Annotated in this window: 17 protein-coding genes; 4 read left to right on the top strand and 13 right to left on the bottom strand. The window is 64.7% G+C overall.

Going from position 1 to position 20,837, the window contains the following annotated elements; genetic code table 11:
* Positions 1-11: 11 nt before the first annotated feature.
* Genes hutU through hutI form a run of 3 tightly spaced genes read right to left on the bottom strand, consistent with a single transcriptional unit; the run spans position 12 to position 3,723 of the window.
* Positions 12-1,706, bottom strand: coding sequence for a urocanate hydratase (gene hutU, locus N826_RS15430; RefSeq protein ID WP_044430266.1), 1,695 nt, complete (start codon positions 1,704-1,706; stop codon positions 12-14).
* 53 nt (positions 1,707-1,759) lie between these two features.
* The gene (hutG, locus tag N826_RS15425) at positions 1,760-2,563 is read right to left on the bottom strand and encodes an N-formylglutamate deformylase (protein ID WP_044430265.1); all 804 of its coding nucleotides are present in this window, start codon (positions 2,561-2,563) and stop codon (positions 1,760-1,762) included.
* Positions 2,563-3,723, bottom strand: a complete 1,161-nt coding sequence (gene hutI, locus N826_RS15420; protein ID WP_044430439.1) for an imidazolonepropionase — start codon at positions 3,721-3,723, stop codon at positions 2,563-2,565. The genes hutG and hutI overlap by 1 nt, the downstream gene beginning before the upstream one ends.
* Positions 3,724-3,879: 156 nt before the next feature.
* On the opposite strand from hutI, the gene N826_RS15415 reads away from it, so the two are divergent.
* Together N826_RS15415 and hutC are read left to right on the top strand one after the other, a co-directional pair.
* On the top strand, positions 3,880-5,235 hold the full coding sequence (locus N826_RS15415) for a formimidoylglutamate deiminase (RefSeq protein ID WP_044430264.1): 1,356 nt from the start codon (positions 3,880-3,882) through the stop codon (positions 5,233-5,235).
* Positions 5,232-5,975, top strand: coding sequence for a histidine utilization transcriptional repressor HutC (hutC, locus tag N826_RS15410; protein WP_044430262.1), 744 nt, complete (start codon positions 5,232-5,234; stop codon positions 5,973-5,975). Before N826_RS15415 ends, hutC begins: the two co-directional genes overlap by 4 nt.
* A gap of 6 nt (positions 5,976-5,981) precedes the next feature.
* Here the strand turns inward: hutC and N826_RS15405 are convergent, their stop codons facing one another.
* The 4 genes from N826_RS15405 to N826_RS15390 all read right to left on the bottom strand — a co-directional run bounded on the left by N826_RS15405 (position 5,982) and on the right by N826_RS15390 (position 9,284).
* A complete protein-coding gene (locus N826_RS15405; RefSeq protein ID WP_044430260.1) occupies positions 5,982-6,974 on the bottom strand; it encodes an alpha/beta fold hydrolase in 993 nt (330 codons plus the stop codon).
* 126 nt (positions 6,975-7,100) lie between these two features.
* A complete protein-coding gene (locus N826_RS40040; RefSeq protein WP_052831340.1) occupies positions 7,101-7,910 on the bottom strand; it encodes a YsnF/AvaK domain-containing protein in 810 nt (269 codons plus the stop codon).
* Positions 7,911-8,137: 227 nt separating this feature from the next.
* Entirely contained in the window at positions 8,138-8,614 is a 477-nt protein-coding gene (locus N826_RS15395; protein ID WP_044430436.1) for an MbcA/ParS/Xre antitoxin family protein, read from the bottom strand.
* A gap of 13 nt (positions 8,615-8,627) precedes the next feature.
* Positions 8,628-9,284, bottom strand: coding sequence for a hypothetical protein (locus N826_RS15390; RefSeq protein ID WP_052831336.1), 657 nt, complete (start codon positions 9,282-9,284; stop codon positions 8,628-8,630).
* 160 nt (positions 9,285-9,444) lie between these two features.
* Here N826_RS15390 and N826_RS15385 point away from each other — a divergent pair, with 160 nt between their 5' ends.
* The gene (locus tag N826_RS15385) at positions 9,445-10,272 is read left to right on the top strand and encodes an alpha/beta hydrolase (protein WP_044430259.1); all 828 of its coding nucleotides are present in this window, start codon (positions 9,445-9,447) and stop codon (positions 10,270-10,272) included.
* A gap of 67 nt (positions 10,273-10,339) precedes the next feature.
* Positions 10,340-10,528, top strand: a complete 189-nt coding sequence (locus N826_RS43060; protein ID WP_147040641.1) for a hypothetical protein — start codon at positions 10,340-10,342, stop codon at positions 10,526-10,528.
* A 51-nt stretch (positions 10,529-10,579) separates the two neighbouring features.
* Here N826_RS43060 and N826_RS15375 read toward each other — a convergent pair whose 3' ends face one another.
* The 6 genes from N826_RS15375 to lpdA form a co-directional block, all read right to left on the bottom strand.
* Positions 10,580-12,538, bottom strand: coding sequence for a PHA/PHB synthase family protein (locus tag N826_RS15375; RefSeq protein WP_211099294.1), 1,959 nt, complete (start codon positions 12,536-12,538; stop codon positions 10,580-10,582).
* A 107-nt stretch (positions 12,539-12,645) separates the two neighbouring features.
* A complete protein-coding gene (gene phbB, locus N826_RS15370) occupies positions 12,646-13,368 on the bottom strand; it encodes an acetoacetyl-CoA reductase (protein WP_044430255.1) in 723 nt (240 codons plus the stop codon).
* A 71-nt stretch (positions 13,369-13,439) separates the two neighbouring features.
* A complete protein-coding gene (locus N826_RS15365; RefSeq protein WP_084720775.1) occupies positions 13,440-14,840 on the bottom strand; it encodes an NAD(P)/FAD-dependent oxidoreductase in 1,401 nt (466 codons plus the stop codon).
* A gap of 19 nt (positions 14,841-14,859) precedes the next feature.
* Positions 14,860-16,239, bottom strand: coding sequence for a dicarboxylate/amino acid:cation symporter (locus N826_RS15360; RefSeq protein WP_044430254.1), 1,380 nt, complete (start codon positions 16,237-16,239; stop codon positions 14,860-14,862).
* Positions 16,240-16,285: 46 nt separating this feature from the next.
* Positions 16,286-18,586: an NADP-dependent malic enzyme gene (locus N826_RS15355; protein ID WP_044430253.1), complete on the bottom strand. Its 2,301-nt coding sequence runs from the start codon at positions 18,584-18,586 to the stop codon at positions 16,286-16,288.
* Positions 18,587-18,746: 160 nt separating this feature from the next.
* On the bottom strand, positions 18,747-20,828 hold the full coding sequence (gene lpdA / locus N826_RS15350; RefSeq protein ID WP_084720774.1) for a dihydrolipoyl dehydrogenase: 2,082 nt from the start codon (positions 20,826-20,828) through the stop codon (positions 18,747-18,749).
* Positions 20,829-20,837 lie beyond the last annotated feature (9 nt).

Here is a 20,837-nt window from a genome sequence, read left to right as displayed (position 1 = left end):
GGAGCCCCAAGTCAAAGTGCCGTATTGCAGCTCGGCAGAACAAGCCCATTCGCCCGCGCAGACTCGATCGCGTCCTCGTATCCGGCATCGGCGTGGCGCATGACACCGGTCGCCGGGTCGTTCCACAGCACCCGCTCCAGCCGCCGCGCCGCATCGGCCGTTCCATCGGCGACGATGACCATGCCGGCATGCTGTGAAAACCCCATGCCGACGCCGCCGCCGTGGTGCAGCGACACCCAGGTCGCTCCCGAGGCCGTGTTCAGCAGCGCATTCAGCAGCGGCCAGTCGGACACGGCATCGGACCCGTCGCGCATCGCTTCGGTCTCGCGGTTGGGCGACGCCACCGACCCGCTGTCCAGGTGGTCGCGGCCGATCACGATGGGGGCCTTCAGCTCGCCGCTGGCGACCATCTCGTTGAAGGCCAGCCCCAGCCGGTGGCGGTCGCCCAATCCTACCCAGCAGATACGGGCCGGCAGGCCCTGGAAGCGGATACGCTCCCGCGCCATGTCCAGCCAGTTGTGCAGGTGCGGGTTGTCGGGCATCAGCTCCTTCACCTTGGCGTCGGTCCGGTAGATATCCTCTGGATCGCCCGACAGCGCCGCCCAGCGGAACGGGCCGATGCCCCGGCAGAACAGCGGCCGGATATAGGCCGGGACGAAGCCCGGAAAGTCGAAGGCGTTGGCGACGCCCATCTCCTTCGCCATCTGGCGGATGTTGTTGCCGTAGTCGAGCACCGGCACCCCTTGTGCGTGGAAATCCAGCATGGCCTGGACCTGGACCGCCATCGACTGCTTGGCGGCCGTTTCCACCGCCTTGGGGTCGCGCTCGCGCTTCGATTCCCATTCGTTCAGCGTCCATCCCGCCGGCAGGTATCCGTTGAGCGGATCGTGGGCGGAGGTCTGATCAGTCACCGCGTCGGGACGGATGCCGCGCCGGACCAGTTCCGGGAAGATTTCTGCGGCGTTGCCCAGCAGGCCTACCGACACCGGCTTTCCCTGCCCTTTCGACTGTTCGATGATATCGAGCGCTTCCTCGATGGTGTCGGCCTTGCGGTCGAGATAGCCGGTCTGAAGCCGCATCTCGATCCGGGATGGCTGGCACTCGACCGCCAGCATGGAAGCTCCCGCCATGGTCGCGGCCAGCGGCTGCGCTCCGCCCATGCCGCCGAGGCCGCCGGTCAGGATCCAGCGTCCGGCCAAGTCGCCGCCATAGTGCCGGCGGCCGACTTCGACGAAGGTCTCGTAGGTGCCCTGAACGATCCCCTGGCTGCCGATATAGATCCACGACCCGGCCGTCATCTGGCCGTACATCATCAGCCCGACCTTATCGAGCGCGTTGAAGTGGTCCCAGTCGGCCCAGCGCGGCACGAGGTTGGAATTGGCGATCAGCACGCGGGGAGCATCCTTGTGGGTGCGGAACACCCCCACCGGTTTGCCGGACTGGACCAGCAGCGTCTCGTCATCGTTCAGGGTCTTCAGGCAGTCCACGATGCGGTCGAACGACTGCCAGTCGCGGGCGGCCCTGCCGATCCCGCCATAGACCACCAGCGCCTCCGGCTTCTCCGCCACCTCCGGGTCGAGGTTGTTCATCAGCATCCGCAACGGGGCTTCGGTCAGCCAGCTTTTCGCGTTCAGCTCCGTCCCGCGCGGGCTGCGGATCTTGCGGGCATTGTCGAGGCGGGAGGCGGGAGGAGGCGTCGCGGTCATTTCGGCGGTTCCTTATTCAAGCCCTGGTTCAAGCCCTGGTTCAATCCCTGGATTCAGGCCCTGGTAGCCCAGACGCTCAGGCGGTGGAGCATCGGCTTCAACACGGCGCGGAGCTGTTCCGCCTTGGCCGGGTCGAAGTTCCAGGGCGGCGCTTCCTCGGTCAGGTAGGCGCGCTGCGCCAGTTCCATCTGAACGGCATGAACGCCGTTTTCCGGATCGCCGTAGTGCCGGGTGATCCAGCCGCCGCGAAAGCGTCCGTTGACGACATGGTCGTAGCCGTCGGGTTCGGCATCGGCGCAGGCACTGGTGACGATGGCTTCCACCTCCGGCGCGCAGGAAGCGCCGCCATTGGTGCCGATGTTGAAGACCGGCAATTCGCCGTCGAATAATCGCGGCACATGGGACCGGATCGAGTGGCAATCGTACAGCACGACGCGCGGGTAGAGGCTCCGCAGCCGGGCGATCTCGGCGGCCAGCGCTTCGTGATACGCGGCATGCCACGGCCGACGGTGCCGGTCGATCTCCTCGTCGTCTGGGCCTGAGCCGTTCCGGTATAGCGATACGCCATCGAAATCGGTGGTAGGGCACAGCCCGGTCGTCGCCTGTCCCGGATACAGCGACGCGCCGCTCGGGTCGCGGTTGACGTCGATCACATAGCGCGACGCGGTCGCCCGGACCACCGTCGCCCCCAGTTCCTCGCCGAAGTCGTAGAGCCGGTCGATCCACCAGTCGGTGTCTCCCAACTCCAGCGCCTTGCCGGTCAACTGGCTCGCGACATGGTCCGGAACTTCGCGTCCGACATGGGGCATCGACAGGATCAGCGGCGCGTCGCGCTTTTCTACGATGGGTTTGGTCATCACTGGCCTCGCCAGACGCGGGAATGGAGGGGATTGAAGCCGATGCGGTACGCCAGCTCGGCCGGACGCTCGATGTCCCAGACGGCAAGGTCGCACCACTTGCCAAGCTCGATCGTCCCGATGTCGCTGTCCCGGCCCAGCGCCCTGGCGGCGTTCCGGGTGACGCCGGCCAAGGCCTCCTCCGGCGTCAGGCGGAACAGGGTGCAGGCCATGTTGATGGTCAGCAGGATCGAGGTCAGCGGCGAGGTGCCGGGATTGGCGTCGGTCGCGATCGCCATCGGCACGCCCGCCTTGCGGAACAGGTCGACCGGCGGCGCCTTGGTCTCCCGCAACGTATAGAACGCGCCGGGCAGCAGCGTCGCGACGGTTCCGGACTTGGCCATCGCCGCGACGTCGGAGGCGTCGGCGTACTCGACATGATCGGCCGACAGCGCCCCGAACTTTGCCGCCAACGTGGCGCCGTGGAGCCCGGAGAGCTGCTCGGCGTGCAGCTTGACCGGCAGGCCCAGGCTATGCGCCGCCTCGAACAGCCGTTCGACCTCGGCCGGGGAGAAGGCGATGCCTTCGCAGAAGGCATCGACCGCGTCGGCAAGACCCTCGGCGTGGACGGCGGGCAGCATCTCCCCGATCACATGGTCGATATAGCTGCCGGTGTCTTCGAACTCCGGCGGTTTCGCGTGGGCGCCGAGGAAGGTCGTCTCGATCCCGACCTGCCGTTCGTATCCCAGGCGGCGGGCGGCGCGGAGCTGGCGGATCTCGGCGGATGTTTCCAGCCCGTAGCCGGACTTGATCTCGACCGTCGTGACACCCTCGGCCAGCAGTGCGTCCAGGCGCGGCAGCGAGGCCCGCACCAGCGCCTCCTCGTCGGCGTTGCGGGTGGCAGTGACGGTGGACAGGATGCCGCCGCCTGCCCTAGCGATCTTCTCGTAGCTGGCGCCTTCCAGCCGCAGTTCGAACTCGGCGGCGCGGTCGCCGCCGTAGACCAGATGGGTGTGGCAGTCGATCAGCCCCGGCGTGATCCAGCGGCCCTCGCAGTCGATGGTCTCGACCGCGTCATGGCCGGTTGCCTCGGCGCTTTCGCCAATGAAAGCGATCCGTCCACCCCTGCAGCCGACGGCGCCGGTGACAATAGCACTGTATGGTTCTCCATCGGGCTCCATCGTCGCGACCCGCGCATTGATCCAAAGCCGATCCAGCTTCAAGCCCCGTCTCCCTGTGTATCCGGTGAGTTCTATCCGGTAGTTTTTGGTGAACCGTTATTGTATATACAATTAACGCCGCTTAACCGCTCGTGTCCAGAACTCGTGGGAAGCCCCATGGAATTTTTCGCCGGAAACGCTCTGCTCGCCAATGGTTGGGCTCGCGACGTGGTGTTCAAGGTCGATGCGTCGGGGGTGATCTCCGGCATCACCGCCGATGCGTCGCCGGGTGAGGCGCAGAGGCTTGGCCATGTCGTGGTGCCCGGCATGGCGAACTTGCACAGCCACGCCTTTCAGCGCGCGATGGCCGGTCTGGCCGAACAGCGCGGCGACAACGCGGACAGCTTCTGGACATGGCGCCAGACCATGTACGGCTTCCTCGACCGGTTGACGCCCGACGATGTCGAGGCCATTGCGGCGCTGGTCTGCTCGGAAATGCTGGAAGCCGGGTTCACGACGCTGGGCGAGTTCCACTACCTCCACCACGATCCCCACGGTCGTCCCTACGACGATTCCGCCGAGATGGCCGGACGCATCGTGGCGGCGGCGGCGGCTACCAGCATCAGCCTGACGCTGCTGCCGGTCTTCTACGCCCATGGCGGTTTCGGCGGACTTCCGCCCGCCCCAGGCCAGCGCCGGTTCATCAACGATATCAACGGCTTCGCCCGCCTGATGGAGAGCGCCGGCCGGCACCTGACCCATCACCCGAATGCCCGGATCGGCATCGCACCCCACTCCCTGCGCGCCGTGACGGTGGAGGAGATAGGCGAGATCCTGCCGCTCGCAGCCGACGGTCCGGTCCACATCCATGTCGCCGAACAAACCGCCGAAGTGGACGACTGCGTCGCCTGGAGTGGCCGGCGGCCGGTCGAATACCTGCTGGACAGTCTACCGGTCGATGACCGCTGGTGCGCCATCCATGCCACCCACATGACGCCGTCGGAAACTGAAGCGCTCGCCCGTTCCGGCGCCGTCGCCGGGCTTTGCCCGGAGACCGAAGCCAACTTAGGCGACGGCATCTTCGACGCCCCCCGTTATCTGGCTGCCAGCGGACGTTTCGGAATCGGTTCCGACAGTCACATCCACATAGGACTTGCCGAGGAACTGCGCCTGCTGGAGTACGGCCAGCGCCTGACCTCGCGTAGCCGCAACATCCTGTGCGCCCCCGGCGCCGCAACGGGAGATAGCCTGTTCCGCGCGGCTGTTTCGGGTGGCGCCCAGGCGCTTGGCCAGCCGGTTGACGGTCTCAAGCCCGGACAGCGCGCCGACTTCGTCGTGCTGGACGAAACTCACCCGTCCCTTGCGGGCCGCCCGCCCGAACGGATGATCGACGGCTGGATCTTCGCCGGCGACAAGTCCTGCGTTCGCGACGTCCATGTCGCCGGCCGCCGCGTCGTAGCCGAGGGCCGCCACATCGCCCGCGGCCGCATCAGGACCGCTTATGCGAAAGCGCTGGGAGCAGCAGCCGGATGAACTGGCAGGCGACCCTGCAACTCGACGGCTCCGGTCCGCTCTACGAGCAGATCAAGCGGGCGATCGTCCGCCCGATCCGCGAGTCCCTCTGGAAGCCCGGCGACCGGATACCGCCGGAACACGACCTGCTGCGCCACTTCCAGGCATCGCGGATGACGATCAACCGGGCGCTTCGCGAACTGGCGGAGGAAGGCTACGTTACCCGGCACCGCCGCGTGGGCAGCTTCGTGGCCTCTCCCCCAGCGCCTACCGCCATTCTCGATATCGTCGACATGGCGACAATCATTCCCAGCCGTGGCCAGCATTACCGGTATGAGCGGATCTCCCGCGACATCGTCAAGCCCGGACACGAACTCGCCACCAGACTGGGGATCGGTCCCGACGAAGAAGTTTGCCGCGTCGTCGGCCGCCACTTCGCCGACGGCGAGATCGTGGAACTGGAGGAGCGCTGGATCAACCTGACCGCCGTCCCGGAAGCGGCCACCCTGCCCTTCGACGACGTTAGCCCCAACCACTGGCTGGTTTCCCATGTGCCGTGGACGGAGGCCGAACACACGATCTCGGCGATCAGCGCCGACGCCGGTCTGGCGTCGGCACTCGGGTGTCCGGCCGGCGCCGCCTGCCTGCTGCTGGAACGGCGGACGTTCCTGGACGATCAGGTCGTGACCTTCGCCCGTCTGACCCATCCGGGTTCCCGCCACCGCCTGACCGAGCGGTTCAAGCCCGGCTCCAGCCGCTGAAGCGCGTTAGACGCCGGCGAGCGCCGGCGCTTCGGCCATCGACTTCCGTTCCGACACCGCTTCGACCGCCTCCACGACTTCGTCGGGAACGGCGTAATGGACCATGTGCCCGGCACCCGGAACCAGCCGCAGGACGCTGCCGGGAAGTTGCTGATGGAACCAGCGGGCATGGTCCTCGTGGTCCACGATCATGTCCTTGGTGCCGGCCATGATCACGATCGGGATGTTCAGCTCACGCATGCGATCCGCCATCCCGAACACCGCCGGAACCATCGTGACGGCATCCTGCGATTCGGCGCGGATCTGCGACGGACGGACGGGGAAGCCGTACGGGAACTCCCGCTTGAAGTGTTCCGGCACGTCGAGCGGTCCGAACATAGCCTTGACGTTCAACGGCATCAACGCGGCGCCCATCAGCGGCGAGACGGTGTAACGCAGCACGTCGCCGATGACGGGGATTGCCGGCGGCGCCACCAGCGGCACGTCCATCCTGACAGTCGGCTTGTAATAGCCGGCCAGCAGGACAAGGCCGCTGACGTCGTCGGGCTGGCCGAGCGCCAGTTCCAACGCCACCAGCGAACCCCAGGAGTGGCCGACGACGACCGGCCGTTCGATGCCGAGACGGAAGAAAGCCTCCGCCAGCAGATCGGCCTGCTCGATCGCGGTCCAGATCGATCCCTGCGGACGCTCGCTGTAGCCGTAGCCCGGCCGGTCGAACGCGATGACCCTGTGGTTCCGCGCAAGCCGGTCGAACACGCCGCTCAGCACGAAGTCCTCGGCGGTCACGACGTTGCCGTGGATAAGCACGACGGGCGGCCCCTCGCCCTTTTCCAGATAGTGCAGCTTGACGCCGTCCACGGTAATGAACCGGCCGCTAGGCGGATGGTCGTGTTCGACCTTGCGTGTCCGCAGGACATTGTAGACGGCGGTAGCCGCCAGGGCGGCGGCCGAAGCCGCGAGGATCTTCTGGGTCCGCGATACCGGCGAGCCTTTTTTCATAAGGCCTGCCGCTTGCGAAACGCTTGATCGGAAGCCGTTCACTTAAACTCTCCGGTATGTCAGGTGTTCTGGATGCGGGAACGGGCTCCGCATCGGTTCCGTTCAATACTGCTCGTCGAATCCCGCTTACTTGGACTTCCTGGAGCCGTTCGACTTGCCGTCGATATCCTCGACGGTGACGTCCTGGCGCCGGACCGTGCCGCTGACGACGACTTCGCGCTCGCCCGACTTCTTGTTCAGGGAAACTTCCTCGATCACGTGGGCCTGCTTGGAAACGACCGGCTTCTCGGAGATCTCGACCATCTCGATCGTACGCTCCTGGAACGCCTTGTCCGCTTCCTCCGGGCTCAGCGTCCGACGGGCCTTGGTCCGCTCGACCTCAACCGTCTCGGAATGCAGCGTCACGATTTCCTGGACTTCCCGCTCGCTGACAGAGACCTCCAGGCGCTTGCCCCCCGTTGTGCGGGCCACGCCGACTTCCAGTTCCTCCTCGATCACCTGCGCCGACTGGGTCTCGGCTTCTTCGGCCTGCTTGGACTTGCCCCGCTCGGGTGCGGCCGGCTCGGCCTCGACCGCCCTGGCTTTGGCCTTCGGCTTGGCCTTGGCGGCTTCTTCGGAACTCCGCTTTTCCAGCAGTTCCGTCAGAGCCTCGGGCGTCAGGGCATGGAAGCTCCGCATGGTGTCCAGTGCGCCGTCCGCCTCGTCGTCCGGGGCTTCCGCCACGATCAGGGCGCCGCCGTCGTGCATCGCCTTGGCGTAGCGCTCCGCCTGTTCTTCCTTGTAGCCGGCCTCGATCAGGCTGCTGGAAATCTCGGAGGCGGCGACACCCTCCAGGATGGCGATCACATCTTCTTCAATACCGTTTTCGATCAGCGCATCGGCGACCTTGCGGGCAATATCGCCATTTTCGAAAAGTCCAATGATGGAGGTGGTCATGTGTAATTCCATGTGACGGTTTGAGAAAAAGGCAGTGAGCGCCGGAGATCAGCTCCAGTGCGTTGTCGCATATGCACAAACATGTTGCGCTGCACAACGTTCCGAATATTTCTTGGTCTCGGAAGACATACAGTTGATAGACTCAATAATAGGGTATGAAAAGAGTCCCTTATTCGGGTCTGGCAGAGCTTTTTATTTCGTTCCGGCTAGCCGATTGGAAAATTGGATCAAGCAATCACGATGTCATCATCGGAATATGAGGTAAAATCCTGATCATTGAGATCGGATGGACCGCATAGAAAATTGTCCAAGTAGCGGCGGACAAGCACGGCTCCGTCCTGGTTCTTGCTAACGATCAAATCCATCGGCGCCTTTCCGCCAAAGGTCGGTGCATGGTGTGGGCTACGTAGCCACTCCGAGGCATCATGACCGATACCGAATAGAATTCCGAGGGACTTATAGATACCAAAGATGGCTGAAAGCCGGAGCAAGGCGTTGGTCGGCAAAATCAAAATTTGACCTGTTCGTGCCGTGCATATCCAGCTGAGATAGACCTGTCGCCCAGGCAGGCCGAGGACCATCAACCACTCGTCCTCACTCAGCTGCCATTGATCGGCGATATTAAGAAATGTCCGCATGGCCGGACTGCTCAGGCGCTGGCAAAGCGGGATCGACGCCAGTGCCGCCGTCGGTCCCGGCGCCATCTCCGGTCCTGCCCTACTCACCACCATGCTCCGCCGCCAGCCCGATCACCTCATCAAGGGCACCCGACTTCAGCGCGGCCAAAGGGCTAGCTCCTTCCAGGGCGTCGTCCTCCGTCAGGAGCCATTCCAGCCGCATCCAGGGGTCCTGGATCGGCATCGCTCCAAGCGCCCTGTCCAAACCGGCGACTATCCCCTGTTCCGTGAACTGGCACGCCGGATAGACGTAATCCTCGCCGGCCGGGACCACGATCAGCTTGCCGGCTCTCCGCCGCTTGTCCACGGCTTGGCGAGATATCCGCAGCAGGGATGCCACCTGCCCTACCCCAAGCGTTCCCCCTGCCCGCTCCAGCAGGTCGGATTTCAGCTTGGCCCCTGCCGCCAGCAGGGCCGCTTCCGGATCGAGCTGGGCAACCGCCGGAGCGGATGCTGCCGCCGATACCGCATAGGCCAGCGTGCCGACATCGGTCGGAGCTTCGAGTGCCCGCATCGCTGCCTCTTCGCCCATCCCGGCCATACGTGTGAGCGCTCCGACCGACCGCGTCAGGAACGCCCGCTGAGCTTGCCCCAGGGCCGCGATGTTCCAGGTGCGCGTCCGCCCGGAGGCATCCCTGAATTCGATCACGGCGGCTTCCGGCTTGCCTTCATGATGGTTCGGAGGTGCCGAAGCCATTGCATTCTCTCGATGGGTTGACGAATTATATAATGCGCCATTGTTCAAATTACGTCAACCAATGGCAAAGAATTCACTTTGATCTCGCCTTTCCTCCCGCTAAGTCGCTCTCCAACCAGATCTTTGCCCTCCCAAAACTTTACCCTCAGTGAAAAGCTCGATGCATAACCTGGAAATCATCTCCCATTCGCCCTCCGGTCCCGCCAGACCCACACCCCTCCTGTTCGTCCACGGCGCTTTCTGCGGCGCCTGGATCTGGGCCGAGAAGTTCCTGCCGTGGTTCGCCGCGCGTGGCTACGAAGCTCATGCGGTCTCGCTTCGCGGACATGGCCGGAGTGAAGGGCGCGACAGCCTGCACAATTTCGGCATCGCCGATTATGTGGACGATGTCCTCAAGGCCGCCGAAGGATGCTCCGCCCCGCCGGTGCTGATCGGTCACTCGATGGGTGGCATCGTCGTGCAGCGGGCGCTGGCGCAAAGCCATGACCTGCCCGGCGGCGTTCTGATGGCGTCCGCTCCGCCGCACGGTCTCATGGCCTCCACCCTGGGGTTGGCGTGGCGTGATCCCTTCGTGTTCCACAAGATGTCACAGATGATGATGTTCGGGATGGAGTCGATGGGTTTCGAGGCGCTGTACCGCGCCATGTTCTCGGATTCCATGCCACGGGACGAAGCCGCCCGCCTTGAGGGGCGTGTCCAGGAGGAGTCCCGTCGCGTGCTGATGGATATCGGCGGCTGGATCCCGTTTCCTTCCCTGCCTAAGCGGAAACTACCTGTCCTGGTGCTCGGCGCCGAAAAGGACCTGCTGTTCCCGCCGGATCAGGTGCACGCCACCGCCTGGGCGTTTCGCACCGACGCCACGTTCTTTCCGGACATGGGCCACTCGATGATGCTTCAGCCGGGCTGGGAGTCGGTCGCTCGCCATATCGGCGGCTGGGTCGATGACAATTTTGCGGCCCAGCCGAAAACCGCCCAGGCGGCGGATTGAACGGTTGACTTGCGCCGTCGCCGCCTCAGCTAGTTGAGGGTAACTTTACAGCGATGGAGTGCCCAAGATGCGTACAGTAATTGCTGCGACGGCCCTCGCTTTTGCCGTTTCCGCCGCTGCCCCGGCCTTTGCCGGCGAAGGCGGTTGCTCGTGGTCCCAGAGCGCCAGCGCGTCCAGTTCCTCCGGCTCCACGACTACCCAGACGGCGCAGACCAACACCACGTCGTCGACCACCGCCGGCAGCGGCGGCTCGTAACGCCGAAAACGACCCCGGTCTCCCTGTTACGGGAGACCGGGCTTCACAGGATCATTTCTCCAGCACGTAGCTGCCCGGTGCGTCCTCGACGATCGGGTAAGTCCCGCTGCCCATGCCCGGCAGCTTGCCCTTGCGGCCGGAATGCTTGCCCAGCCACGCGGTCCAGTCCTTCCACCAGCTCCCGTCATGGGCAGTGGAGCCTTCGCGCCATTCCTGCGGCGTCGCGGCGGACTTGCCGGACTCGTTGATCCAGTAGGTTCCCCGTCCGCCCGGCGGATTGATGATGCCCGCGATGTGCCCGCTCGACGCCAGCACGTAGCGCACGTCGCCCTTGACGAGCTGGTTGATCCGCCACGCGGCTTCCCACGGCACGATGTGGTCCTTTTCCGCCCCCACGGCGTAGACGTCCTGGGTGACGTCGCCGAGATCGATCGGAGCGCCCTTCAGCATCACCTTGCCCGGCACCATCAGGTTGTTTTCGACATAGGTGTTGCGCAGGTACCAGCTATGGGCCGCCCTGCACATGCGGGTGCCGTCGCTGTTCCAGTACAGCAGGTCGAAGGCGGGCGGCTTCTCGCCCATCAGGTAGTTGTTGACGACGTTGGCCCAGATCAGGTCGTTGGAACGCAGCAGGTTGAACATGTTGGACATCTCGCGGCTGTCCAGGTAGCCGCGTTCGAGCATCTGCTGCTCGATGAAGTCGATCTTGTCCTCACCCATGAAGATGCTGGTGTCGCCGACTTTCGAGAAGTCCTGCATCGACACCATGAATGTGGCCGAGTTGAACCGCTTGTCCCCCTGCGTCGCCAGCCAGGCCAGGGTCGAGATCAGCAGCGTGCCGCCGATGCAGTAGCCCATCGGATTGACGGTGGCACTGCCCGTGATGTCCCGGATCGCGTCGCTCGCCGCCAGCGGGCCCAAGTCCATGTAGTCTTCGAACGTGATCTCGTCCATCGAGGCGTCGGGATTCTTCCACGACACCATGAAGACCGTGAAGCCCTGGTCGACCAGATATTTCACCAAGCTGTTCTTGGGCTGAAGGTCCATGATGTAGTACTTGTTGATCCACGGCGGCATGATCATGATCGGTACGGCGTGGACCGTCTTCGTCGTCGGCTCGTACTGGATCAGCTCGATCAGGCGGTTGCGCAGGACCACCTTGCCGGGGGTCGTCGCTATGTTGCGGCCTGGTGCGAAGGTCGTGGTATCGACCATCGACAGTCGGCCTTCCTTCAGGTCGCTCAGCAGGTTCTGCGCCCCGGCGGCAAGGCTGGCGCCGCCCGTCTCCAGGGCCTTCCGCAGGGCAGCAGGGTTGGACACCAGCAGCAGCGTCGGGCTCATGGCGTCGACGAACTGCTGAAGGTGGAAGTTCAGGCGCTGGCGCTCGGCATCGTCGAGGCCCTCGACATCCTTGCCGTGCTTGATCAGCCAGTCGGACGCCAGCAGGTACATTTCCTTCAGGGTCCGGTAGACCGGGTTGGAGTGCCATTCCGGTGCGGCGAACCGCTTGTCGCCGCCTTTCGTCTTGGCGCCATCGGCGGGCTGCTGCCCTGCGAAGCTCAGCCAGCGCTGCCCAGCCTCGTTCCAGTTGTCGATCGCCGACTGCCACATCTTGGTGTTCAGCTCGGCCGCCGACTGCATGCTCTCGCCCGGCTTGGCCAGCGACAGCATCCAGACGGTGCGCAGCGCGCGGGCGATCTCCGCCCAGTCGACCGGCACGATCTCGCGGAACGGGTTGGCGTTCCACATTTGGTCGATCGAGCGCAACAGCGGGTCGCGGGCGAGCATTTCGTTGAGTTGCCTGCTCCCCGCCGACATCATGTTGCCGGCCATCTGGTCCGGCGTCACCTTCCACCAGGGCTCGGCGCTGCTCATCCAGTTCTGGGCGTGGCCGAAGCTGGATTCCATCCAGGACATCCAGACGGCCAGGGCCGTATCCGGCCTGGGCGGCTCGACGGCGGGCTCCCGATCTTCCCGGACGCGCTGTTCCGCCATCTTTTCGATGCCCATGAAATACCCTCCATTATCAGCCCCGTTTGAATTCGACGGGACGTTGTTATTGTATCGGCCCGAAGCGCCACGCGGGACGCCTCGGGCCGTGGTTCACAGGAAACCGGTCAATACATGTGCTGGCCGCCGTTGATCGACAGGGTCGAACCGGTGACAAACCCGCCGTCGTCGGACACTAGGAATAACACACCGCGCGCAATTTCGGACGCCTTGCCGAGACGGCCGACCGGCACCTTGGCGATTATCTTCTCCAGAACCGGAGCCGGAACGGCGCGGACCATGTCGGTGTCGATATAGCCGGGCGCTATCGCGTTGACGGTGATCCCCTTGGCGGCACCTTCCTGGGCCAGCGCCTTGGTGAAGCCGTGGATGCCGGACTTGGCCGCCGCGTAGTTGACCTGACCGTACTGACCGGCCTGACCGTTGACCGAGCCGATGTTGACGATCCGGCCGAAGCCGCGCTCCCGCATGCCGTCGATCACGTTGCGGGACATGTTGAAGCAGGATGTCAGGTTGGTCGCGATGACGTCGTTCCACTGCTCGAAGGTCATCCGGTGCAGCACGCCGTCGCGGGTGATGCCGGCGTTGTTGACGACGATCTCGACCGGACCCAGTTCCGCCGCGACTTTCGCCAAGCCTTCCTTGCAGGCGTCGAAGCTGCTGACGTCCCACTTGAAGACGGCGATGCCGGTCCGTTCGGAAAACTCCTTGGCCTTTTCATCGTTGCCGGCATAGACGGCGGCGACCTTGTAGCCGGCCTCTTTCAGGCCAATTGAGATCGCCTCGCCGATACCGCGGGTTCCTCCGGTGACGACTGCTACGCGTGCCATTTCTTATTCCTTCCTTTTCGAGTTTTCGTCCAGTGGTCCTCGGCCAATGAGGACCGCTTATTGGGACCGGTTCAGTGGAGTTTCACCGCTGGCTCGGTCCGGTGGGCGATGGTCCGCGCGACCGTCTCAAGGGCAACCTTGGATGATCCATGCAGGGCCATAAGGTGCATCTTATAGAGGGATACGTACATCATGCGGGCGAAGTAACCCTCGATCATCATGTTGCCGCCGACCAGCTTGCCCATCAGGTTGCCGACGGTCGAATATTTCCCCAGCGACACCAGGGAGCCGAAGTCGCGGTAGACGAACGGCTTCAGCGGTTTGCCCTCCAGCCGGTTGCGCAACTGCTTCCGCAGGTGGGTCGCCTGCTGATGGGCCGCCTGGGCGCGCGGCGGGACCGGGGCGGTGCTGCCCTCGCGAGGGCAGGACGCGCAGTCGCCCATCGCGAAGATATCCGGGTCGCGGGTAGTCTGGAGCGTCGGCGCCACGACGAGCTGGTTGCTCCTCGTGACCTCCAGCCCGTCCAGGTCGCGGAGGAAATCCGGACCCTTCACTCCTGCCGCCCAGACGACCAGCTCCGCCGGGATGAAGCCGCCGTCGGCCAGGGCGACGCCGTCCTTCCGGACCTCCGTCACCTTGGCTCCCGCCCGGATATCGACGCCCAGCTTCCCCAGCAGGCCGGCGGTCGCTTCCGATATCCGCTCCGGCAGGGCAGGCAGGATGCGGGGCGCCCCCTCGATCAGGGTGATGCGGAAGTCCCGGTCCGGGTCGATCCGGTCCAGCCCGAAGGCCGCCACCTGCCGCGTGGTCCGGTGAAGCTGGGCCGCCAGTTCCGTCCCCGTGGCGCCCGCCCCGATGATCGCGACATGGAGCTGGCCGGGACGGACCGGTTCCGCCTGTGCGTGCGCCCGGATGCAGGCGTTTACCAGACGGCGGTTGAACCGCTCCGCCTGCGCCAGGGTATCCAGCGGGATCGCGAACTGCTTGACCCCCGGCGTGCCGAAATCGTTGGCGGTGCTGCCGACCGCCATCACCAGCGTATCGTAGCGGAACGACCGCGCCGGCGTGATTTCGTTGCCCTCGTCGTCGTGGGTGGCGGCAAGGCAGACCTCGCGCTTGGCCCGATCCAGCCCGATCATTTCGCCGTAGCGGTAGCGGAAATGATGCCAATGGGCCTGCGCCAGATAGTCGAGCGCGTGGTTGTCGACGTTCATGCTCCCAGCCGCGACCTCGTGCAGCAGCGGCTTCCACAGATGGGTACGCGACCGCTCGATCAGCGTGATGTCGGCCTTCTTGCGCTTGCCAAGCTTGTCGCCCAGTCCTGTCGCCAATTCCAGTCCGGCGGCACCCCCTCCGACGATGACGATGTGATGTAGTGTGTCGCGCGCCGATGTTCGATTGTCGCTTTTCCCTGTTTCGTCGGCGACCGCTTCCGCGGTCACCGCTCTTTCAGCCACTGTTTCGTTCGACATGGCCTGCCTTTCCGGCGGTTCAGGTTCTTGCCTGCGAAGCCGTTCCGATCCCGATGGCTTCCTCTTCCTCGATCAGCACCGATTCCGGATCGTCGGCTTCGGCGTCCGTCTCGTTGTTGAGGTGGCTGTGCATCCGGGCGGTATCGAGTGCTCCTTCCCACTTGGCGACGACGACGGTTGCGACGCCGTTGCCGATCAGGTTGGTCAGCGCCCTCGCTTCCGACATGAAGCGGTCGACGCCCAGGATCAGCGCGATGCTGGCGACCGGGATGGTGCCGACGGACGCCAGCGTCGCCGCCAGCACGATGAAGCCGCTGCCGGTGACGCCGGCGGCGCCCTTGGAGGTCAGCAGCAGCACGCCGATGATGCCGAGTTCCTGACTGAGGGTAAGGTCGGTATTGGTCGCCTGCGCCAGGAAGATGGCGGCCATCGTCAGATAGATGCAGGTACCGTCGAGATTGAAAGAATAGCCGGTCGGGATCACCAGCCCGACGACCGACTTGTCGCAGCCCAGGTTCTCCATCTTGGCGATCATGCGCGGCAGGACCGATTCCGACGACGAGGTGCCCAGGACGATCAGCAGCTCTTCCTTGATGTACTTGGTGAACTTGACGATGCTGAACCCGGCCAGCCGGGCGACGGTGCCCAGCACCAGGAAGATGAAGATCAGGCAGGTTGTGTAGAACGCCAGCATCAACTGGCCGAGCGACAGCAGCGAGCCGACGCCGTATTTGCCGATGGTGAAGGCCATCGCGCCGAAGGCGCCGATCGGAGCGACCTTCATCACGATGCCGACGATCTTGAAGAAGACATGAGCGGTCTGGTCGATGATGCCCAGCAGCGGCTTGCCGCGCTCACCCAGGCTGAACAGCGCGAAGCCGAACAGCAGGGCGAAGAACAGCACCTGAAGGATCTCGCCCTCGGCGAAGGCGCCGACCACCGTGCTCGGCACGATATGCATGATGTATTCGATGGTGCTTTGTTCGGCGGCCTTCGACGTGTAGGCGGCGATCGCCTTGGTGTCGAGCGAGGCGACATCGACGTTCATGCCGGCGCCGGGCTGCCACAGGTTCACGACGACCAATCCTACGATCAGCGCCAGGGTCGTCATGACCTCGAAATAGATCAGCGCCTTGACGCCGACCCGGCCGACCTTCTTCATGTCCTCCATGCTGGCGATGCCGTGGACGACGGTGCAGAAGATGATCGGGGCGATCAGCATCTTGATCAGCTTGATGAACAGGTCGCCCAGCCACTTCATGCTTTCGCCGAGCTGCGGGTAGAAATACCCCAGCAGCACGCCAAGGACGATGGCGCACAGGACCTGGAAATAGAGGTGCTGATAGAGCTTCTTGTGGTGGGTCGGTGCGGCCGAAGCCGCACCTCCTGAGACTTGCATGGTCGTCTCCTTTCCCGCCGCGCAAGCGGCTGTGAAAGCCGCTCCGCTATTCGGCCGCCTTGGCCAACTGCATGTCGCCCGTTTGCACCACCGCATCCACGGCGGTCAGCGCCGTCATGTTGACGATCCGGCGCACCGTGCTGGTGGGCGTCAGGATGTGGACCGGCTGGGCGGCGCCCAGCAGGATCGGACCGACCGTGATGCCCTGCCCCGCCACCGCCTTCAGCGCGTTGAAGGTGATGTTGGCGGCGTCCAGGTTCGGCATGACCAGCAGGTTGGCCTCTTCGGTCAGGTTGCTGTCCGGCATGACCCGGTCCAGCGTCGGCTTCGACAGGGCGGCATCCGCGTGCATCTCGCCATCGACCTCGAGGTCCGGCGCCATCCCCTGGATGAAGCCCAGCGCGTGCCGCATCTTGATCGCCGACGGCGTGTCGGCGCTGCCGAAGTTGGAATGCGACAGCAGGGCTACCCGTGGCGTCAGGCCGAACCGCCGGACCTCCTTCGCCGCCAGCAGCGTGATCTCCGCGATCTGCTCCGCCGTCGGATCGGCATTGATCGAGGTATCGCAGATGAACAGCGTGTGCCCCGGCAGCATCAGCAGGTTCATCGCCGCGAAGTTCCGCGTACCCTCCTGCAAGCCGATGACATCGGCGACATATTGCAGATGCGCGGAATACGGCCCCGAAGTCCCGCACAGCAGCCCGTCCGCCTTGCCCTGCCGCACCAGCGCCGCCCCGATCAGGGTCGAATTCCGCCGCATCTCCGCGACGGCGTAGTTGCGCGCCAAGCCCCGGCGGCGGCGAAGCTGGTAGTACATCTCGGCCGCGTCGTCGATCATCGCGTCGTCGTCGAAATCGGCGACGTCGAAGTCCTTGCCGGCCTGGATGTGCAGGCCCAGCTCATGGATCTTCTGTGCTATCACGTGGCTGCGGCCGACCAAGATCGGTCGCGCCAGGTTCTCGTCGACCACCACCTGCGCCGCGCGCAGTACGCGGTCGTCCTCGCCCTCGGCGTAGCAGACCCGCTTGTTGACTTCGGCCGCCGCCGCGAAGACCGGCTGCATGACCGTGCCCGACCGGTAGACGAAGCTGGCGAGCTGGTGCCGGTAGGCCCTCATGTCGGTGATCGGCCGAGTGGCGACGCCCGTCTTCATCGCGGCTTCGGCGACCGCCGGAGCGACCGTCGTGATCAGGCGGGGGTCGAACGGGCGCGGGATCAGGTATTCCGGTCCGAACGGCTCCTGCGTCCCATAGGCGGATGTCACCACGTCGGACGGTTCGGCTTCGGCGATGGCGGCAATCGCCAGCGTGGCCGCCATCTTCATCTCTTCGTTGATCGTGGTGGCGCCCACGTCCAGCGCACCCCGGAAGATGAAGGGGAAGCACAGGACGTTGTTGACCTGATTGGGATAGTCAGACCGCCCGGTCGCGATCACGCAGTCCGGCCTGATTTCCTTCGCCAGTTCGGGGCGGATTTCCGGTTCCGGGTTGGCCATCGCCAGGATCAGCGGCTTGGCCGCCATGCCCTTGACCATCTCGGGCTTCAGCACGCCACCCATCGACAAGCCGAGGAAGATGTCGCAGCCGGGCATGATGTCGGCCAGGGTCCGCGCCTCGGTCGCCTGGGCGTAGCGGGCCTTGTTGTCGTCCATCGACGCAGTGCGTCCCTGGTATACGACACCCTTGCTGTCGGTGACGAAGGCGTTCTCTTTCCTCAAGCCCAGGTTCACCAGCAGGTCGAGGCAGGCGAGCGCCGCCGCACCCGCGCCGGAGCACACCAGCTTGACGTCCTCGATCCGCTTGCCGACGACCTTCAGCCCGTTGATGACGGCCGCCGCCGTGACGATGGCGGTGCCGTGCTGGTCGTCGTGGAAGACCGGGATCTTCATCCGCTCGCGGAGCTTCGTCTCGATGTAGAAGCATTCCGGCGACTTGATGTCTTCCAGGTTGATGCCGCCGAAGGTCGGCTCCAGGCTGGCGATGATCTCGACCAGCTTCTCGGGGTCGGTCTCGTCGATCTCGATGTCGAACACGTCGATCCCGGCGAACTTCTTGAACAGGCAGCCCTTGCCTTCCATAACAGGCTTACTCGCCAGGGCGCCGATATTGCCAAGACCCAGCACGGCGGTGCCGTTGCTGATGACCGCCACCAGATTGCCGCGCGACGTCAGGTTCAGCGCTTCCAGCGGGTCCTTGTTGATCGACATGCAGGGGATCGCGACGCCGGGCGAGTAGGCCAGCGCCAGATCCCGCTGATTGACCATGCTCTTGGTCGGCGTGATCGAAATCTTTCCCGGACTGGGGAAGCGATGATAGTTGAGGGCTGCTTGGACCAGATGCTCGTCCATTTTAACTGTATCTCCCTTTTCTTTGTTCTTATGTCGGGGTCGATCAGACCAGCCTGCGCTCGGGAAGTGTTGGGCCACGGCCCAACCTACAAGCGTCGGGACTCGTAGGTTGGGCCGTGGCCCACCATCGGCGCTCCTGACCGGTTGACGTCCTTTGCCGTTATTTACGTTTCGGCATGTAAAGGTCGGTGATGGTGCCTTCGAAGACTTCCGCCGCCATACCCATCGTTTCCGATAGGGTCGGGTGCGGGTGGATCGTCAGGCCGATGTCCTCGGCGTCGGCGCCCATCTCGATCGCGAGCGCCGCTTCCGCGATCAGGTCGCCGGCGCTGGGACCGACGATGCCGCAGCCGATGATACGGTCCGTCGTCTCGTCGAACAGGATCTTGGTGATGCCCTCGTCGCGGCCCAGCGACAGCGACCGCCCGCTGGCGGCCCAGGGGAAGACGCCCTTGCCGTACTTGACGCCCTTCGCCTTCAGCTCGTTCTCGGTCGGTCCGACCCAGGCCACTTCCGGATCGGTATAGGCGACCGACGGGATCACCTTGGCGTCGAAGAAGCTGTTCTTGCCGGCGGCGGCTTCCGCCGCGACCCGGCCCTCGTGGACCGCCTTGTGCGCCAGCATCGGCTGGCCTACCACGTCGCCGATCGCGTAGATATGGGCCACGTTGGTCCGCATCTGCTTGTCCACCGCGATGTAGCCGCGTTCGTCCACCGCGACGCCCGCGTTCTCCGCCCCGATGGTCCGGCCGTTCGGCCGCCGGCCTACCGCTACCAGGACACGGTCGAAGGTGTCGGTTTCCGGGGCGCTGCCGCCCTCGAAATGGGCTACCAGCCCTGCTTCGGTGGCTTCTACTTTAGTCACCTTGGTCTTCAGGTGGATGTTCTCGTATTTCTTCTTAATCCGCTTCATCAGCGGCGTCACGATGTCCTTGTCGGCGCCGGGGATGATCTGGTCCATCAGCTCGACTATGGTCACCTTCGAACCCAGCGCGTGGTAGACCGTCGCCATTTCCAGGCCGATGATGCCGCCGCCCAGCACCAGCAGGCGCTTCGGGATGCCGCCAAGCTCCAGCGCCCCGGTGCTGTCGATCACGCGCGGATCGTCGTGCGGGATGAACGGCAGCGTCACCGGCTCCGATCCGGCGGCGATGATCGCTTGATCGAAGGTCACCACCTTCTTAGATCCGTCCGCCTGCTCGACCTCGACCTGATTGAGCGAGATGAACCGGCCGAAGCCGGACACGACGTTGACCTTCCGCTGCTTCGCCAGCCCGGTCAGGCCGCCGGTCAGCTTCTTGACGACACCGTCCTTCCAACTCCGCAGCGCATCGAGATCGATGGTCGGATCGGTGAAGCGGATGCCATGGTTACCCATGTCCTGCGTCTCGTCGATCACCTTGGCCGCGTGCAGCAGGGCCTTCGACGGGATGCAGCCGACGTTCAGGCAGACGCCGCCCAGCGTCGGCCAGCGCTCGATCAGCACCACCTGCTTGCCCAGATCCGCCGCCCGGAACGCGGCGGTATAGCCGCCCGGACCGGCCCCCAGCACCAGCACCTCGGCGTGGATATCGCCGGCCACTGAACTGGCGGGTTTCCCCGCCGGCGCGCTGGCCGGCGTACCGGCGGCGGTCGGCATCGCCGCGGCGGCGCCGTTGGGCTTGGCGGTACCTTGCGTCTGGAGCGCCATGATGGTGTCGCCCTGGGACACCCTGTCGCCGACCTTTATCCGGATGGCGCCGACGGTACCCGCCGCCGGTGACGGGATCTCCATCGTCGCCTTGTCGGATTCCAGCGTCATCAGCGGGTCTTCGGCGCTTATGGTGTCGCCTTCCTTGACCAGGATCTCGATGACGGGAACGTCCTTGAAGTCGCCGATATCTGGGACCTTGACCTCGATCGATTCATAGGCTCCTGCCGGCGAGCCGTAGCCCGCCTGGGCATCGCCGGCCGACGGTGCGGCGTCTTCCCGCAGTCGCTCCTTGGGGGATGTAGCGGCCCCGCCTTCGGCTTCCAGCATGACTATCAGGTCGCCTTCCGAGACCTTGTCGCCGGACTTCACCTTGACCTCGCCGATGGTGCCGGCCTGCGGGCACGGCACCTCCAGCGTCGCCTTGTCGGATTCCAGCGTCAGCAGCGGGTCTTCCACCGCCACCGTATCGCCGGGCTTCACGTGGACCTCGATGATCGGCACGTCCTTGAAGTCGCCGATATCGGGGATGCGGATCTCGATCATGCTCATGGGCAGCTC

The organism is Skermanella aerolata KACC 11604, assembly GCF_000936425.1.
Classification (GTDB): Bacteria; Pseudomonadota; Alphaproteobacteria; order Azospirillales; family Azospirillaceae; genus Skermanella; species Skermanella aerolata.
The sequence above is the reverse complement of the archived record's forward strand: the minus strand, read 5'-3'. Positions and strand labels throughout refer to the sequence as shown.